General features: G+C 68.6%; 14 protein-coding genes. 3 read left to right on the top strand and 11 right to left on the bottom strand.

Translation table 11 applies throughout. From position 1 onward, the window contains the following. Positions 1 to 3: 3 nt before the first annotated feature. Together AC1DXX_RS19775 and AC1DXX_RS19770 are read left to right on the top strand one after the other, a co-directional pair. Positions 4 to 1,716 (top strand): type I secretion system permease/ATPase, encoded by a 1,713-nt coding sequence (locus AC1DXX_RS19775; RefSeq protein WP_478135905.1) that lies wholly within the window; start codon positions 4 to 6, stop codon positions 1,714 to 1,716. 61 nt (positions 1,717 to 1,777) lie between these two features. Continuing rightward, positions 1,778 to 3,115 carry an HlyD family type I secretion periplasmic adaptor subunit gene (locus tag AC1DXX_RS19770; RefSeq protein ID WP_478135904.1) on the top strand — a complete coding sequence of 446 codons (1,338 nt, stop codon included), beginning with the start codon at positions 1,778 to 1,780 and terminating at the stop codon, positions 3,113 to 3,115. Positions 3,116 to 3,129: 14 nt separating this feature from the next. On the opposite strand, the gene AC1DXX_RS19765 is transcribed toward AC1DXX_RS19770, so the two are convergent. Genes AC1DXX_RS19765 through AC1DXX_RS19755 form a run of 3 tightly spaced genes read right to left on the bottom strand, consistent with a single transcriptional unit; the run spans position 3,130 to position 5,107 of the window. Next, the gene (locus AC1DXX_RS19765; RefSeq protein ID WP_478135903.1) at positions 3,130 to 4,326 is read right to left on the bottom strand and encodes an NnrS family protein; all 1,197 of its coding nucleotides are present in this window, start codon (positions 4,324 to 4,326) and stop codon (positions 3,130 to 3,132) included. Then, a complete protein-coding gene (locus tag AC1DXX_RS19760; RefSeq protein WP_478135902.1) occupies positions 4,326 to 4,640 on the bottom strand; it encodes a metal-sulfur cluster assembly factor in 315 nt (104 codons plus the stop codon). The genes AC1DXX_RS19765 and AC1DXX_RS19760 overlap by 1 nt, the downstream gene beginning before the upstream one ends. Next, entirely contained in the window at positions 4,640 to 5,107 is a 468-nt protein-coding gene (locus tag AC1DXX_RS19755) for an RrF2 family transcriptional regulator (RefSeq protein ID WP_478135901.1), read from the bottom strand. The genes AC1DXX_RS19760 and AC1DXX_RS19755 overlap by 1 nt, the downstream gene beginning before the upstream one ends. Before the next feature lie 239 nt (positions 5,108 to 5,346). Between AC1DXX_RS19755 and AC1DXX_RS19750 the strand changes: the two genes are divergently transcribed. Next, on the top strand, positions 5,347 to 5,799 hold the full coding sequence (locus tag AC1DXX_RS19750) for a ribonucleotide reductase subunit alpha (protein WP_478135900.1): 453 nt from the start codon (positions 5,347 to 5,349) through the stop codon (positions 5,797 to 5,799). A 79-nt stretch (positions 5,800 to 5,878) separates the two neighbouring features. Here AC1DXX_RS19750 and AC1DXX_RS19745 read toward each other — a convergent pair whose 3' ends face one another. The 8 genes from AC1DXX_RS19745 to AC1DXX_RS19710 are packed head-to-tail and all read right to left on the bottom strand — an operon-like array spanning position 5,879 to position 17,539. After that, positions 5,879 to 8,281: an adenosylcobalamin-dependent ribonucleoside-diphosphate reductase gene (locus tag AC1DXX_RS19745; RefSeq protein WP_478135899.1), complete on the bottom strand. Its 2,403-nt coding sequence runs from the start codon at positions 8,279 to 8,281 to the stop codon at positions 5,879 to 5,881. After that, positions 8,278 to 9,507: an NAD(P)H-dependent flavin oxidoreductase gene (locus AC1DXX_RS19740; protein ID WP_478135898.1), complete on the bottom strand. Its 1,230-nt coding sequence runs from the start codon at positions 9,505 to 9,507 to the stop codon at positions 8,278 to 8,280. Before AC1DXX_RS19740 ends, AC1DXX_RS19745 begins: the two co-directional genes overlap by 4 nt. Continuing rightward, positions 9,491 to 9,835, bottom strand: a complete 345-nt coding sequence (locus AC1DXX_RS19735) for a hypothetical protein (protein ID WP_478135897.1) — start codon at positions 9,833 to 9,835, stop codon at positions 9,491 to 9,493. The genes AC1DXX_RS19740 and AC1DXX_RS19735 overlap by 17 nt, the downstream gene beginning before the upstream one ends. Continuing rightward, positions 9,832 to 10,659: a peptidylprolyl isomerase gene (locus AC1DXX_RS19730; protein ID WP_478135896.1), complete on the bottom strand. Its 828-nt coding sequence runs from the start codon at positions 10,657 to 10,659 to the stop codon at positions 9,832 to 9,834. Before AC1DXX_RS19730 ends, AC1DXX_RS19735 begins: the two co-directional genes overlap by 4 nt. Positions 10,660 to 10,712: 53 nt before the next feature. Continuing rightward, positions 10,713 to 11,507 (bottom strand): respiratory nitrate reductase subunit gamma, encoded by a 795-nt coding sequence (gene narI / locus AC1DXX_RS19725; RefSeq protein ID WP_478135895.1) that lies wholly within the window; start codon positions 11,505 to 11,507, stop codon positions 10,713 to 10,715. Next, positions 11,504 to 12,187, bottom strand: a complete 684-nt coding sequence (narJ, locus tag AC1DXX_RS19720) for a nitrate reductase molybdenum cofactor assembly chaperone (protein WP_478135894.1) — start codon at positions 12,185 to 12,187, stop codon at positions 11,504 to 11,506. Before narJ ends, narI begins: the two co-directional genes overlap by 4 nt. A 16-nt stretch (positions 12,188 to 12,203) precedes the next feature. After that, entirely contained in the window at positions 12,204 to 13,736 is a 1,533-nt protein-coding gene (narH, locus tag AC1DXX_RS19715; protein WP_478135893.1) for a nitrate reductase subunit beta, read from the bottom strand. 14 nt (positions 13,737 to 13,750) lie between these two features. Continuing rightward, positions 13,751 to 17,539, bottom strand: coding sequence for a nitrate reductase subunit alpha (locus tag AC1DXX_RS19710; RefSeq protein WP_478135892.1), 3,789 nt, complete (start codon positions 17,537 to 17,539; stop codon positions 13,751 to 13,753). Positions 17,540 to 17,541 lie beyond the last annotated feature (2 nt).

Below are 17,541 nucleotides of genomic sequence, written 5' to 3'. Positions count from 1 at the left end.
GACATGAAGCCTCTTCTCCAGCTTCTCGAGCGACCGCTTCTTTTTGTTGCGGGCTTCTCGTTCTTCGTGAACCTGCTGCTGCTCGCCCCCGCGCTCTTCATGCTGCAGGTCTTCGACCGCGTGCTGACGAGCCAGAGCCAGGAGACGCTGCTGGTGCTGTTGCTCGGCGTCGGCGTGGCGCTCGGTCTGATGCTGATGCTGGACTACCTGCGCAGCCGGCTGCAGGGCGTCGCGGGCAACCTGATCGCCGATCAGCTGTCTCCGGTGGTGGCCAAGGTCATGCTGGCCCGCACGGCGCGCCGCACCGAGCGCGCGCCCTGCGAAGGCTTGCGCGACGTCGCGGCGCTGCGCAACCTGTTTTCTTCCCAGGGGCTGCTGGCCCTGTTCGATGTGCCATGGACATTCGTCTATGTCGCGGTCATCTGGCTGGCGCACCCGATGCTGGGTATGGCCGCGGCCGCCGCGTCGGTGCTGATGCTCGTCCTTGCCGTGGTGAACGACCGCATCACGCGCCGCGATATCGAAGCCCTGCAGAAGGAAGCCGCCAGGGCCACGCGCTACCTCGAATCCTCGATGCAGAACGCAGAGCTGGCGCAGTCGCTCGGAATGGGGGAGGCGGTGATCGGGCGCTGGCGAGACCTCAACGCCGGTGTCGCCGCGCTGCAGGGGCCGACCGCGCGCAAGTCGGTGGCGATGGCTGCGCTCACGCGCACCACGCGCCAGGCGGTGCAGGTCCTGCTGCAGGCACTGGGCGCCTACCTCGTCATCACGGGCGAAGGCACGCCGGGCATCCTGGTGGCCTGCACCATCCTGCTCGGCCGGGCGCTGGCGCCGGTCGAACAGGTGGTGGGGAGCTGGCGCGTGCTGGCCGAGGGGCGCCTGGCCTTTGCGCGCCTGTCCGAGATGCTGCGCGTCGCCGAGCGCCAGCCGCAACGCATGGCGCTGCCGGCTCCGAGCGGCCGCCTTTACGCGGAAGGCCTCGTGTTCCGGCCTCCGCAGGGCGAGCGGATGATTGTTGCCGGCGTCTCGTTGAGCCTGGAGCCCGGCGAGTCGCTGGCCATCACCGGCCCCAGCGGTGCCGGCAAGTCGACCTTGGTGCGCCTGCTGACCGGCCTGTGGAGGCCCCATGCAGGCATCGTGCGGCTGGACGGCGTCGACCTGGCGCAATGGCCGCGCGAAGAGCTCGGTCCCTGGCTCGGCTATGTGCCGCAGGATGTCGAGCTGTTCGCCGGCACCGTGGCCGACAACATCGCGCGGCTGGGCGAGGTCGACCCGGACAAGGTCGTGCAAGCGGCGCAGCGTGCCGGCGTGCATGCGCTGATCCTGACACTGCCCGAGGGCTACGACACCGTCGTCGACAACATGGGCGTGATGCTGTCGCCGGGCCAGCGCCAGCGCATCGCGCTGGCACGCGCGCTCTACGGCAACCCGAAGCTGCTGGTGCTGGACGAGCCCAACTCCAACCTGGACGGGGCGGGCGAACTGGCGTTGGGCGAGGCCCTGAAGGCGCTGCGCGGACAGGTCACGGTGGTCGTCGTCACGCACCGCAGCGCGCTGGTGCAGCACATGGACAAGCTGCTGGTGCTGGAGGCCGGTCGCGTCAAGCAGTACGGACCGGTGGAGGAAGTGATGCAGACGATCAGGCGTTCGGGCCAGAACACGGGCGGCGCTCAGGTGGTGATGATGCCGTCGCGCCCTGCGGAGAAGGTGTCATGAGCGCCGCGCCGGGCCGCCCCAAGCAAGCTCGCACCGCAGTGCGCAGCACGGAGGTTGTGCGATGACTCATTCGGCGCATGCAATCGCGGCCAACGACCCCCTGGCGCTCCATGTGCGCGAAGCGCGCCGCCTGACGCACTGGGGCCTGGCCGTGCTGGTCTGCGGCTTGCTGCCGGCCGCTGCGTGGCTGAGCTTCGCGCCGCTGTCGTCCGCCGTGGTGGCGCAGGCCCATGTGAAGGTGGACCTGAACCGGCGCCCGGTGCAGCATGCCGAAGGCGGCATCGTGCGCGAGGTCCTGGTGCGCGACGGCCAGCATGTACGGCAGGGGGAGCCCTTGCTGGTGCTGGGCGACGTCTCGGTCGATGCCGACAGCAACCGGTTGGACCATCGCGTCAAGACCGAGCGCGCCAGCCTCGCGCGGCTCGACGCGGAGCAGACCATGGCGCGCGCGATCGCCTTCCCTCCCGACGTGGTCGAGACCGCGGCAGCCGACCCGCGCCTGGCAGCGCAGCTGGACAAGGAGCGTGCACTGTTCGAGGCGCGGCGCGATGCGCTGGTGGGGCAGGTGCGCCTGCTGCGTTCGCAGCGCGAGAAGGTGGCCGAGGAAATCGTCGCGCTGCGTGCCCAGATCATGCGGGCGAGCGAGTCGATGAAGTTCCAGAAGAACGATCTGGAAACCAACCGCAAGCTGCTCAACGACGGCTTCGTCTCGGCCACGCGCATCGCGCAGCTCGAAGGCACCGTGGCCGACTACGGCGTGAAGATCGAGGAGCGGCGCGCGGAACTGGCGCGCGCCGAGCAGCGCACGGTCGATGCCGATCTGCGCATCCGCTCGCTGGAGAGCGACTACCGCCAGCAGGCGAGCGACCAGCTCAAGGTCACGGCGGCCCGGCTCGCCGAGATCGAGCAGGAGCGGCGCAAGTCGGCCGACGCCTCGGCGCGCCAGGTGATCACGGCGCCGGCCAGCGGCGAGATCATCGATCTGAAGTATTCGACGCCCGGCGCAGTGATCCCGCCGCGCGAGACCATCGCCGACGTCGTGCCGGACGACAGCCGTCTGGTGACCGATGCGCGCGTCCGTCCCGAGGACATCGGCCGGATCCAGCGCGGGCAGCCGGCCGAGATCCGCTTCACGGCATTCAAGTACCGCACCACGCAACTGGTGCACGGCAAGGTGATCTATGTGTCGGGCGACCGCCTGATCGACCGTGCGACCAACGCGCCCTACTACTCGGTGCTGGTCGAGGCCGATATGGCTGCGCTCGCGACGGCGGGAGACCTGAAGCTGCTTGCCGGCATGCCCGCCGAGATCTACCTGCAGGGGGAGGAGCGCACCGCACTCCAGTACCTGGTGGAGCCGATCACCCAGGTGCTGCGCCGCGCCGCGCGCGAGCGTTGATGCGCTGCGCGTGCTCAGCCGGGCTTGCCGTCCACGCGGGCCCGGGTCAGCACGGGCCAGTAGCGCACGGCAAACAGGCCGAAGCCCAGGCTCCAGAATGCGGCGGAACAAAGGACCGCGGCGACCGTGTGGGCCGGTGCGGCCAGCGGCACGAGAATCCGGACCAGCGCGGCAAGCAGGACCAGCACGAAGCAGGCGGTGTCGACCTGGTCGGCGCGCAGCACCCGGCCGGTGTGGCCTCGCGCCGTGCGGACCATCATGCCGATGATGAGCCCGCCCGCGGCGCCCACGGTCAGCGCATGGGCGGCGAGCGATGCAGGCACCAGGCCGTGCAGCGCCAATGCCCGCAGCGCGAGGTGAACCGGAATCCATGCGTAGGCCACGTGCAGCACCAGCACCAGCGTATTGCCGGGCGCCTTCCAGGGCCGCCAGAGCAGCCAGCGCACCAGATGCGCGAGTGCCGCCGGCAGCGCAATGGCAATCCCGACGACCGGCGGCAGACCCGTTGCATCGGCCAGCAGCAGCCCGAGCACCAACCCCAGCGCGGCCTTTTCGACCAGGGGGTGCCGCGTTGCACCGGCGCCCGAAATGCCGTTGTTGGTGAACATCGGGATCACCCTGCCGCCCATGACGGCCATGATGAACAACAGGGCGTCCAGCGCCACCTGGATGCCCAGCCATGCCGGCACCTCGATCGCGCCGAGCGCCGACAGGTGGAAGGCGAATGCGGCGCCCGAGAGCAGCAGCAGCAATCCGATGAAGAAGTAGTTGCGGCGGTTGCCCGCGGCCACCAGCGGAAAGGCCAGGGCCACCGCGCAGGCCAGCGGAAACGCCGCGTTGACGACCGCGGCCGTCCAGGCGAATGGCGTGAGCACGAGAATGCGGCCCGCCACCCACAGCGCCGCCAGCGCTGCCAGCGGCAGGCCCATGGGCGTGGGCCGGCCCGACCAGTTGCGCACCGCGGTGAAGAGGAATCCGACGATCACGGCCAGCGTGAAACCGAACAGCATCTCGTGCGCATGCCACATCGGCCCCTGCAGGTAGGCGCGCGGCAGCCAGCCGGCGAACTGCATGGCCCACAACGCGATGGACAGCGCCGCGAAGGCGCTGGCGAGCAGGTAGAAGGGACGGAAGCCGAGCTGCCACAGGGCAAAGCCGGGCGCGCGGGCGGCAGGGGACTGCGCAGGTTCGAGCGGAATGAAGGACGCCATCATCTGGCCTTTCGGGCGCCCTCGGCGCCATGTTGAATGCGCCACGCGACGGCCGCGCCGGCCACGGTGACGGCCGGTTCGGTTTCCGCCTCGTCCATGATGAGTTCGATCACCGGGCAGGCCGCGGAGGTCATCGTGATCCGCACGTGCACCATCGCGGCGTCCACCGTGACGCCGTAGACCAGGCCGACATCGACGATGTTCATCGAGATCTCCGGATCGACGACGCGCGACAGCGCCGCAGCCAGCGGCTCGCGCAGCTGCTGTGGCCCTTCGTAAGGAAAGCCGGCCGCGGCAGGCGCCGGATCCGCCATCACGCGCTCTCCCGTTCGTGCGGCGACACGCCCATGCGGCCTGCCAGGAACACCGTGGAGAGCGCTTCCCGGTTGTGGACGAGATCGGCCAGCGTGCAGCGCTGCAGCACCGCATGAAACGCCGCCACGGCTTCGCCCAGGACGCCTTGCAGGCGGCACAGGCCGGTGATGCGGCACGTGCCGCCGCCTTCCCCGAAGCATTCCACGATGGCACCGCCCTCGGTCTGGTGCACGACGTCGCCGATGTTGATCGCCTCGGGTGGCTTCGCGAGCGCCAGGCCGCCTCCCTTGCCGCGGACGTTGGCCAGCCACCCCTCTTTGCCCAGGAAGTGCACCACCTTGGCCAGGTGATGCTCGGACACCTCGAAAGCGGCGGCGATCTCGGCGATGGTGGCGCGGCGCTCCGGCTGCGCGGCCAGGTAGATCAGCACGCGCAGGCTGTAGTCGGTGAAGGCGGTGAGCTTCATGGCTGCAATGGCGCCGTGTCACTGTTCGGCCGCGCGGCCGACGATCGAGGAGGAAGAAGAGGGAGAACCTGCAGATTTCATGGGTTTTCCCCGGTGAGAGCGAATGGACTTGAAAGGTGTATTTCGGATGCACCTATGCTAGGAAGGCATGTGCAGCGGCAGTTGATCTGCATCAACAACGGGAGCGAAGGCCGTGCAGGACGGGACACGCATCGCCTCGGCCGCCACGCGTTGGCTTGATGCAGCGCAATGTCCAGGAGCGCCCGAGCGGCGACGCTCGCGGCATGGCTCCTTCATCTCATTTCGATCAGCTGCTGCAGGCAGCGGCGGCCCAGCCCGAGCCGCAGCGCCTGCTGTTCGTGTTTGCCGAAGCGGAGTTGCCCGGCGACGCCGATGCGGCGCAGCGGGCCCGTTTCGAAGCGGGGCAGGGCGGCTCGCTGACGCCCGTGGCGTGCGTGGAGAAAAGCATTGCGGAGCTCACCACCTTTGCCGCGCTGGTGGCGGAGTCACGCCGCACCAGCCTGCCCTGGCGGGTGGTGTTCGCGGCCGGCCTGTCCGGTGCCAACGGCCAGCCGCCATCGCCGGCACGCATCGACAGTGCGCTGGAGGCCATGGTCGAGAGCGTGCGAAGCGGTGCGTTCGGCGGCTATCTCGCGCTCGACATCGAAGGCCGGCCGGTGCAGTTCGGCTGACGGCGCGCCCGGGGCGTTTTCAGCGCGGCCAGTTGCGGCGCGGTCACGGGCGGATCGGCCGTAACGCCGGTGCCCGGACTCATCCGCAGCTTCCCAGATGCCCGCACTGCGTGCAGTAGTCGCAGCCATCCTTGCGGATCATGGCGTGGGCGCCGCATTCGGGACACTTGGCACCCACCATCGGAACAGGGGCGGCAACCGGTGGCGTCGGCGCGTCCCGCGCCGCGGTCGCCTGGCCGCTGCGGTGCGCGATCAGCTGTTGGATCGCATAGGCGATGGCACCCACTTCGGAGTCGTGCCACATGGGTACCTGGGTGCCGTCGGCCTTCACGTGATGGCCCAGGCGTACCGGTCCGCGGTCCCAGGCGACCTTGCGCATGTCGGCGAGCGCGCGCTCGAGGAAGCCGCCGCGCGCGGCCAGCGACAAGAGCCGCATGCTGGCGGTGATCCATTGCTGCGACTCACCGCTCTGGCCCACGGGCATGAAGAATTCCACGGCCCGTTCGCGGCCGTCGGCCAGTGGCAGGAACGACACCACCAGGTAGAGCGTCTGCCGTCCCTGCTGCGTCCAGTACTCGATCTTTTCGGCGACGGCATTCAAGGTGCCTTTCGGTCGGCTCTCGATCATCGCGCGCATCGGGTCGGCCGCGGCGTTGTCGGCGGCGGGGCGAGCCTCTTGCTTGGCTGCCGGCGCGACTTCGAGCACGGAGCCCAGGATGCTGTTGGGCCGGTAGGTGGCCAGGCCTTTCAGGCGGGCGGTCCAGGCCTGCACGTAGAGCCCCTTGAAGTCCTCGTAGGGATAGTCGGCGGGCACGTTCACCGTCTTCGAGATGGCGGTGTCGACGAAGGGCTGCACCGCTTCCATCATGGCCAGATGGCCGGCCGCGGGCATCGACTGGGCCGAGACGAAGTACGCCGGCAGCTGTTCGGTGTCTCCGCCCAGGAAACGGTACAGCCGCCAGGCATGGTCCTCGACGTCGTACTCGGAGATGCTGCCGTCGGCCTCGCGCTTCTTGCGCCGGTAGGTCCACGAGAACGCCGGCTCGATGCCGTTCGAGGCGTTGTCGGCGAACGCCAGGCTCACGGTGCCCGTGGGCGCGATCGAGACCAGGTGGCTGTTGCGGATGCCGTGCATGCGGATCTGCTCCTGCAGCGCGGAGTCCAGGCGGCTGGCGAAGGTGCCGCGCGCAAGGTAGCGCTCCGCGTCGAACAGCGGGAAGGCGCCTTTCTCGCGCGCCAGCGCCACCGAGGCGGCGTAGGCCGCATCCCGCAGGCAGCGCGTGATGCGCACCGCCATGGCCCGGCCCTCGGGCTGGTCGTAGCGCAGGCACAGCATCGCGAGCGTGTCGCCGAGGCCCGTGAAGCCCACGCCGATGCGGCGCTTGGCCATGGCTTCGGCGCGCTGCTGGGGCAAGGGCCAGAAGGTGAGGTCCAGCACGTTGTCGAGCGCCCGCACCTGCAGCGCCACGGATTCGGCGAAACGCGCGAAATCGAACTGCGCCGTACCGCCGATGCCGAACGGATGGTCCACGAAGCGCGTCAGCACGACCGGCCCGAGGTCGCAGCATCCGTAGGGCGGCAGCGGCTGCTCGCCGCACGGGTTCGTCGCCTCGATGTGCTCGCAGTAGCGCAGGTTGTTGTCGCTGTTGATGGTGTCGGTGAACAGGATCCCGGGCTCGGCGAAGTCGTAGGTCGAGCGCATCACCAGGTCCCACAGATCGCGCGCCGGCAGGCTTCGGTAGACCCAGTGGCCATCGCCGGCCTGGGCCGCGCCGCGCGCGATCAGTTCGGCGCCCGGCCTGGCGCTGTGCACCAGGGGCCATTCCTCGTCGTCCGCCAGCGCGCGCATGAACTTGTCGGTCACCGCCACCGACACGTTGAAGTTGTTCCAGCGCCCGGGGGTGCGCTTGGCCGTGATGAAGTCCAGCACGTCGGGATGGTCGATGCGCAGCACGCCCATTTGCGCGCCGCGGCGCGCGCCCGCGCTCTCCACCGTCGCACACGAGCGGTCGAACACGTCGATGTAGCTGCAGGGGCCGGACGCCGTGGAAGCGGTGGTGCGCACCTCGGCGCCGCGCGGCCGGATGCGGGAGAAGTCGTAGCCGACGCCGCCGCCGCGGCGCATCGTCTCGGCGGCTTCGCGCAGCGCCTCGTAGATGCCCGCGTAGCCTCCGGCATCCTGGCCCTGGATGCAGTCGCCCACCGGCTGCACGAAGCAGTTGATCAGCGTGGCCTGCAGGTCGGTGCCCGCGGCGCTCATGATGCGGCCGGCGCCGATGGCCCCGGCCCGCAGGTTGCCGAGAAAGCGCGCTTCCCACTGCGCGCGTTCGCCTTCGGCTTCGACCGAAGCCAGCGCGCGGGCCACGCGGGCGAACAGATCCTCGACATCGGCCTCGCCGGGCTTCAGGTACTTTTCCCGCAGCACGTCGCGACTGATGGGTTGCACGGGAAGCGGGTCCATCCTGGCGTCTTCGCGCTTCATGCCGCGGCCTCCCCGGTCGGGACGGCCGGGCGGACACCGCCGAGCAGCCATTGCATCAGGTCGCGCACGGGGCGGATCTCGCTGCCGAACGGCAGCGCACCCGCACCGCGAAAGAACAGGCCCTGGTCGACGTGGCCCTCCAGTGCATGTCCCAGCGTCTTGTCGATGCAGAACTGGCCCCAGCTCGGGGTGCCGTCGCGCAGGCCGCAGTGCGCCAGGCAGTCGAAGCGCATGGTGCAGCTTTCCTTCTTGTGCGCCTTGTGCTGCAGCCGCTCTTCCAGCCGCAGGTACTTTTCCAGCCAGGGGGTGCGTACGGCGCGCGCGGGCAGGCCCGCCGTGCTGACGAACTCGACGATGTCGGCGGGCCTGGCGTCGGCCAGCACCTGCTTGAAGGCCGGGTGCGCATCGCATTCGGTGGTCACCGCGAAAGCGGTGCCGAGCTGGACCGCCGAGGCGCCCAGGCCCTGCAGGCGCCGGATGTCTTCCAGGCTGCCGATGCCGCCGGCCGCAATGAGGGGAATGCGGCCCTCGATGCCGGCCGTCTTGAAGAACTCGAGCACCTGCGGAATGGCCACGTCGAAGTCGAAGCGCGGGTCCTGCAGATCGGCAACCTTCGAGGCGCCCAGGTGCCCGCCCGCCAGCCGGGGATGCTCGATCACGATGGCGTCGGGCAGGCGCCCCTTCTTCTCCCACTTGCGCACCACCAGTTGCACGCCGCGTGCGTCCGAGAGGATGGGGATGAGCGCCACCTCGGGATGGTCGCGTGCGAGTTCGGGCAGGTCCAGCGGCAGGCCTGCGCCTACCACCAATGCGTCGATGCCGCAGGCCATGGCGTGGCGCAGGTAGGCTTCGTAGGCGGTCAGCGCCTTCATCACGTTCACGGCGACGAAGCCGCGTCCGCCGGAGAGTTCGCGGGCGCGTGCAATCTCGCGGCCCAGCGCCTCGAGGTTGGCGGCGTCGATGCGCTGCCCCGCGTCCGGCTCGGCATTCAGGTGCGCGGTGCGGGCCATCAGGTCGGGATGCAGCCGGCGCAGGTCGACGGCCGAGATCGTGCCCATGCCGCCCAGCCCCGCGACCGTGCCGGCGAGCCGGCCGGCCGACACGCCGACACCCATGCCGCCCTGAATCACGGGGAGGAGTTCGGCACCCTTGAGGCGCCAGTTGCGCAGGCCCGAATCGCGCGAAAGCGCTCCCAGGGCGACTGCTGTCTCAGAGGATCGATCCATCATGTTCCACATAAGGTTGATAGGGGCCGGTACCGGCGTTGGAGGCGAGCGAGGCCGGCACGAAGTCGCCCGCCAGTGCATCGAACACATGGACTTCGCCTTCCTCGATCACGTAGTGCCAGCCATGCAGCGTGAGCGCGTTGCACTCGACGCGGCTGCGCACCATCGGGTAGGGCATCAGCCGCGAGTCCGAGCAGCCGATGAAGAGCGTCTTCGGATGCTGGCCTTCGGCGACCAGGTCCTGGAAGCGCTGCTGGTGCCGGGGGAAATAGTCGGAGCGGAACCTGCGCAGGCGCAAGAGGAGGTCGTCCGGTTCCTGTGCGGTCATTGCACCAGCGGAGAGTCCGCTCCTTCGAGGACCATGCCGCTCACCTCGGCGCGGCCGGCCAGCAGCTGCATGTACTGATGCAGGGCCTTGGCACGCGACTGCTGGGCGAGCTGCACCGCGATGCGCTGGCTCACCTCTTCGAAGGATTGCTGGCGGCCCGCGTCGCGCGCGAGCACTTCGACGATGTGGAAGCCGTAGCGGCTGTGGACCAGGCGCGGATGCAGGCCCGGCGCGTCGAGCCGTTCGGTGTTGTGGAACAGCTCGGCCGTGAGCTCGTCGGCGCAATCGTCCGGGCGGATCCAGCCGAGGTCGCCGCCGCCGGCGCCGCTCGGGCAGTTCGACAGGGTCTGCGCGAGTTCGGCGAAGCGGCTCGGGGCGGCATCCCTGTGGCGCAGTTCGAGAAGGGCCTTCTCGGCATGCGCGGCCAGCGCCGCGACGTTGATTCCTTCCGTCACGGCAAACAGGATATGGCGTGCATGCACGCGACGGCCGATGGCGAAATGCGCGCTTCGTGCCGTGTAGTAGCGACGGCATTCGTCCTCGCTGGCCGCGGGCACCTCGATCTCGTCATCGAGCATCTGCTGGATCACCGACTGCTCGTGGCTGCCCAGGCGTGGCGCCAGGCGCGCATCCGAATGCGGCAGCAGGTGGCGCGCGACGGCCGCCTGCCGCAGCARTTCGGCCCAGGCCAACTCGCGCAGGGTGTATTCGTCAGGCCGCTCGCCCGGTGGGTGCAGGGCGACGCCGTTTATCGCCGCGCATGCGGACTCGGTTGGGGCCACGCTCGCGGCCGCCTCGACGGCCACCGGGGTTGAGGCCGACACGGGTGCCGCGGTTTCGCGGCACTGGCACGCGCCGCCGCCGCATCCGCCGGCGCTCACCGGGCCACCCCCGTCGACTTGGCCACGGACCCGGCCGGCACCGCCTTCGGCGGCGAATGAGGCGCGGCACTGGTCGCGGCGGCCGATGCCGGCTTGCCGGACACCAACACGCGGCGGCTGCGCACCACCTGGTAAGGCCGGAAGACATAGCCCACCGTGGCGAAGCCGCTCCAGACGTGCACCAGCCGCGTGAACGGGAAGATCAGGAAGATCGACATGCCGAGGAACATGTGGGCCTTGAACACCCAGCTCGCGCTGTCCAGCAGTTCCACGGCACCGCCGCGGAAGGTGACGATGCGCTGCGCCCATTCGGCGAGCAGCACCATCATGCTGCCGTCCAGATGCCGCGCCGACAGCGGAATGGTCGCCAGGCCCAGCGCCAGCTGCAGCCACAGCAGGACCAGCAGCACGATGTCGCTGGTCTTGGAGTTGATGCGGATGCGCTCGTCGCCGAGCCGCCGGTGCAGCAGGATCGTGACGCCGGCGAAGCCGAGCAGGCCGGCAATGCCGCCCGAGATCATGGCCATGAGCTGCTTGCTGCCGGCACCGATGAAGGGCTCGTAGATGAAGTGCGGCGTCAGCATCCCGACGCTGTGGCCAAAGAACAGGAACAGCACGCCCACATGGAACAGATTGCTGCCCCAGCGCAACTGGCCGGCGCGCAGCAGCTGCGAGGAGTCGCTCTTCCAGGTGTACTGGTCGCGGTCGAACCGGATCAGGCTGCCGATGAAGAAGACGCTCAGGCAGATGTACGGGTAGATGCCAAAGAGGAAGTTGTCGAGGGCGTTCATAGGCTGGCTCCGCTGGCGGCGGCCGCCGCCGTCTTGCGAACGATGTGAATGGGCTGCGCATCGCCGGGGCGTGCCTGGCCCGCCGCGTTGCAGCCGTCGAAGACGACGGGCTCGGCCCAGCTCTCGTCGATCGGCTGGTCGTCGGCCACCACCTTCGCTTCGGCCTCGTGGCCGGCCAGCTCGATGATCGCTGCCAGTACGCTCGCGTAGGCGCTCTCGCGCTTGCGCAGCGCGCTGAAGATGGACGCAAGGATGTGTGCCATCTCGCCGAGGAACGCTTGCGCCACCTCCTGTGGCTGCGTCGAAGCGAATTCGAGCACCACGCACAGGTGGTCGGGCACTTCGTGCGGGCCGAGCAGCAGCCCGCATTTCTCGTAGGTCTGGACCAGGTCGATCATCGCCGGGCCGCGTTCGCGCGAGTCGCCGTGCACATGCTCGAAGAGGTGCAGCGACGTGCTGCGGCCGCGGTCGAACAGCTCGACGAACTGCGTTTCGGCGTCGATCGGATCCATCGAGACCAGCGAGTGGGCAAGCGCCCGGAGCTCGTCGCGGCGCGCCGGCGACAGGGCCGCCTCGGCGTCCATCGCATCGGCCAGCCGGGGCATCAGTGCGCGCGCCTGCGCATCGGGATAGCCGAGCAGCAGGGCCAGCGCGCGAAGGGTGTGGCGTTGGGTTTTCATCGTGGCGCTCCCGGCGTCAAACCTTGGCATGGATGGGAATCGTGCGGCGCTTGGCGGCGCCGAACAGGCTGGTCTCGGAGCTGCCGTCGGAGCAGCCGTTGCCGAACGAGAAGCCGCAGCCGCCCTTCATGTCGAAGGTGTTCTCGGCGTATTCGCGGTGCGTCGAGGGGATGACGAAGCGGTCTTCGTAGTTGGCGATGGCCATCACCTGGTACATCTCTTCCACCTGCGCGGCGCTCAAGCCGACCTGCGCCAGCACGGCGGGGTCCGCGAAATTGTCGACGTGCTTGCCGCGCTGGTAGGTGCGCATGGCCAGCATGCGCTCGAGTGCCCGGACCACCGGTTCGGTGGCGCCCGCGGTCAGCAGGTTGGCCAGGTACTGCACCGGGATGCGCATCTGCGTGACGTCGGGAATCGCGCCCTTGGCGCCCACATGCCCGGCGTTGGCGGCCGCCGTGATCGGCGACAGCGGCGGCACGTACCAGACCATCGGCAGCGTGCGGTACTCGGGGTGCAGCGGCAGCGCCACCTTCCACTCCATTGCCATCTTGTAGACAGGGCTGTTCCTGGCGCCTTCGAGCCAGGCCTCGGGGATGCCGTCGCGCCGGGCCTGCGCGATCACTTCCGGATCGTGCGGGTCGAGGAAGATGCCGAGCTGGGCTTCGTAGAGGTCCTTCTCGTCCGGCACGCTGGCTGCTTCCTGGATGCGGTCGGCGTCATACAGCACCACGCCGAGGTAGCGGATGCGCCCGACGCAGGTTTCCGAACAGACGGTGGGCTGCCCGGCCTCGATGCGCGGATAGCAGAAGATGCACTTCTCGGCCTTGCCGCTCTGCCAGTTGTAGTAGATCTTCTTGTAGGGACAGCCGGAGACGCACATGCGCCAGCCGCGGCACTTGTCCTGGTCGATCAGCACGATGCCGTCTTCCTCGCGCTTGTAGATCGAGCCCGAGGGGCAGGAGGCCACGCACGCCGGATTCAGGCAGTGCTCGCACAGCCGCGGCAGGTACATCATGAAGGTGTTCTCGAACTGGCCGACCATCTCCTTCTGCACCGCTTCGAAGCTGTCGAGGTTGGCATCCTTGCTGCGCTTGGCGAACTCGCCGCCGAGGATTTCTTCCCAGTTCGGTCCCCATTCGATCTTCTCCATGCGCTTGCCGGTGATCAGGCTGCGCGGGCGCGCCGTGGGCGGCGCCTTCATCGTGGGCGCCGACTGCAGGTGCTCGTAGTCGAAGGTGAAGGGCTCGTAGTAGTCGTCGATCTGCGGCAGGTTGGGGTTGGAGAAGATGCGCATGAGCAGGCTCCACTTGCCGCCCTGGCGCGGCTCGATCGAACCGTCGGCCTTGCGCACCCAGCCTCCCTGCCACTTGCCCTGGTTCTCCCATTCCTTGGGGTAGCCGATGCCGGGCTTGGTCTCGACGTTGTTGAACCAGGCGTACTCGACGCCGGGCCGGCTGGTCCACACGTTCTTGCAGGTGACCGAGCAGGTGTGGCAGCCGATGCACTTGTCCAGGTTCAGGACCATGCCGATCTGTGCGCGTATTTTCATCGTGGGTACCTCGTTCAGGCCGCCGTTGCGGCGGCCGCGTCGGCCACGTCCGCGGAGGTATCGAGCCAGTCGACCTTGTTCATCTTGCGCACCACCACGAATTCGTCGCGGTTGGTGCCGATGGTTCCGTAGTAGTTGAAACCGTAGCTCAGCTGTGCGTAGCCGCCGATCATGTGCGTGGGCTTCAGCACGATGCGGGTCACCGAGTTGTGGATGCCGCCGCGCGTGCCGGTGATCTCGGAGCCCGGCGTGTTGATGATCTTTTCCTGCGCGTGGTACATCATCACCATGCCCGGCTTGACGCGCTGGCTCACCACCGCGCGTGCCGCGATGGCGCCGTTGATGTTGAACAGCTCGACCCAGTCGTTGTCGACGATGCCGGCGCTCTTCGCGTCGTCTTCCGACAGCCACACCACCGGCCCGCCGCGGTTCAGCGTGAGCATCAGCAGGTTGTCGGTGTACGTCGAGTGAATGCCCCATTTCTGGTGCGGCGTGATGAAGTTGAGCTGGATCTCCTTGTGGCCGTTGCTGCGGATGTTGTGGATGTCCTTCGTGGTCTTCAGGTCGACCGGGGGCCGGTAGATCGCCAGGCTTTCGCCGAACGCCCGCATCCACGGATGGTCCAGGTAGAACTGCTGGCGGCCGGTCAGCGTGCGCCATGGGATCAGCTCGTGGACGTTGGTGTAGCCGGCGTTGTAGGAGACCTTCTCGCTCTCGATGCCGCTCCAGGTGGGCGAGGAGATGATCTTGCGCGGCTGCGCCTGGATGTCGCGAAAGCGGATCTTCTCGTCTTCGCGGTAGATCGCCAGGTGCGTATGGTCGCGCCCGGTCTGCGCGCCGAGGGCCTTCCACGCCTTCACGGCCACGTGGCCGTTGGTCTCGGGCGCCAGCTGCAGCACGACCTCGCAGGCGTCGATGTCGGTGTCGATGCACGGCATGCCCTGCGTGGCGCCGGGATCGGTGACGCGGCCGTTGAGGTTGCCGAGTTCGTCCACCTCGACTTCCGTGTTCCAGCCGATGCCCTTGCCGCCATTGCCGATCTTCTTGAGCAGCGGGCCCAGGGCGGTGAAGCGCTTGTAGACGTTCGGGTAGTCGCGCTCCACGACCGCGATCTGCGGCGCCGTCTTGCCCGGGATCAGCTCGCACTCGCCGCGCTTCCAGTCGGCCACGCCGAAGGGCTGTGCCAGCTCGGCAGGCGAGTCGTGCATCAGCGGCGTGAGCACCACTTCCTTCTCGACGCCGAGATAGCCCGGGCACATGGCGCTGAAAGTGCGCGCGAAGCCCTTGTAGATCTCCCAGTCGCTGCGCGCCTGCCATGCCGGGTCGACTGCGGTCGACAGCGGATGGATGAAGGGGTGCATGTCGCTGGTGTTGAGGTCGTTCTTCTCGTACCAGGTGGCGGTCGGCAGCACGATGTCCGAGTAGAGGCAGGTCGTGCTCATGCGGAAGTCGAGCGTCACCAGCAGGTCGAGCTTGCCTTCGGGCGCCTTGTCGTGCCAGACCACTTCGGTCGGCTTGGCGTCGTCGGGCCCGAGGTCCTTGCCCTGCACGCCGTGCGTGGTGCCCAGCAGGTGCTTGAGGAAATACTCGTGCCCCTTGCCCGAGGAGCCCAGGATGTTGGAACGCCACACGAACATGTTGCGCGGCCAGTTCGACGGATGGTCGGGGTCCTCGCAGCTCATGCGCAGCGTGCCGTCCTTCAGCGCCTTGGCCGTGTACGCGGCGCCGTCGATGCCGGCGGCCTGCGCGTCGCGCGCCACCTGCAGCGGATTGGTCTGCAGCTGCGGCGCCGACGGCAGCCAGCCCATGCGCTCGGCGCGCACGTTGTAGTCGATCATCGTGCCGGCGAACGCGGCCTTGTCGGCCAGCGGGGACAGCACCTCCTCCATGCCGAGCTTCTCGTAGCGCCACTGGTCGGTGTGCGCGTAGAAGAAGCTCGTCGAGTTCATCTGCCGCGGCGGGCGGATCCAGTCGAGCGCGAAGGCCAGCGGGGTCCAGCCGGTCTGCGGGCGCAGCTTTTCCTGGCCCACGTAATGGGCCCAGCCGCCACCGCTCTGGCCGATGCAGCCGCACATCATCAGGATGTTGATGACGCCGCGGTAGTTCATGTCGCTGTGGTACCAGTGGTTCATGGCCGCGCCGATGATCACCATCGACTTGCCGCGCGTCTTCTCGGCGTTGGCCGCGAACTCGCGCGCCACGGTGATGACCTGGTCGCGCGGCACGCCGGTGATCTTTTCCTGCCAGGCCGGCGTGTAGGGTGCGTCGTCGTCGTAGCTGGCGGCCGCCAGTTCGCCCGGCAGGCCGCGCGCCACGCCGTAGTTGGCGGCCTGCAGGTCGAACACCGTGGCGACCAGCGCGGTCTGGCCTTCCGAACCGAGCGCAATGCGCTGGACCGGGACCGTGCGCACCAGCACGTCGCTTTGCGCATTGTTGGGAAAGTGCTCGCTCTCGATGCCGCCGAAGTAGGGGAACCCGACCCAGGCCGTTTGCACCGCAGCGCCTGGCTGGTCGAGCAGCGACAGCGTGAGCTTCACGTCAGCGCCGTGCTCCGCTTCCTTGGCCTCGAGGTTCCACTGCCCGGCATCGGCACGGCCGTCCGCGCCCCAGCGAAAGCCGATGGCGCCCTGCGGCACCACCACCCGGCCGTCCTCGGCCAGCGCGACGGTCTTCCACTCGGGGTTGTTCGGCTGCCCGAGCCGGTCGTCGAAGTCCGAGGCCCGCACGTAGCGGTCGGGCACCATCACCTGTTCGCCCGAGGGCAGGGTGTGTTCCTTGAGCATGACCAGCATCGGCAGGTCGGTGTAGCGGCGCGCGTAGTCGTCGAAGTACGCCGTGCGCTTGTCGAAGTAGAACTCCTTGAGGATCACGTGGCCCATGGCCATCGCGACCGCGGCATCGGTGCCCTGCTTCGGATGCATCCACAGGTCCGACAGCTTGGCGACTTCGGCGTAGTCGGGCGTGATCGCGACCGTCTTGGCGCCCTTGTAGCGAACCTCGGTGAAGAAGTGCGCGTCCGGCGTGCGCGTCTGCGGCACGTTGGAACCCCAGGCGATGATGTAGGTGGAGTTGTACCAGTCGGCCGACTCCGGCACGTCGGTCTGCTCGCCCCACACCTGCGGACTGGCCGGAGGCAGGTCGCAGTACCAGTCGTAGAAGCTCATGCACACGCCGYCGATCAGGCTCAGGTAGCGACTGCCCGCGGCGTAGCTCACCATCGACATCGCGGGAATCGGCGAGAACCCGATGATGCGGTCCGGTCCGTAGCGGCGGATCGTGTGGATGTTGCTGGCCGCGACGATCTCGTTGACCTCGTCCCAGCCCGAGCGTGCGAAGCCGCCGAGGCCGCGCACGCTCTGGTAGCTGAGCCGCGTGGCCTCGTCCTGCACGATGGAAGCCCAGGCCTCGACGGGCGGGAGCGTCTTGCGCGCTTCGCGCCACGCCTTGAGCAGGGCGCCGCGGACCATCGGGTACTTGACGCGATTGGCGCTGTACAGGTACCAGCTGTAGCTGGCACCGCGGGCGCAGCCGCGCGGCTCGTGGTTGGGCATGTCCCAGCGGGTGCGCGGATAGTCGGTCTGCTGGGTTTCCCAGGTGACGATGCCGCCCTTGACGTAGATCTTCCAAGAGCACGAGCCCGTGCAGTTCACGCCGTGCGTGCTGCGAACGATCTTGTCGTGCGCCCAGCGCGTGCGGTAGGCGTCCTCCCAGGTGCGGTCTTCGCCGGTGACCTGGCCGTGGCCCTCGGCGAAGGATTCGCGCGGCTGGGCGAAGTAGGTCAGGCGGTCGAGAAAGTGGCTCATCG

Source organism: Variovorax sp. P4_B10 (genome assembly GCF_056402375.1).
This window is presented reverse-complemented; position numbering and strand designations above follow the sequence as displayed.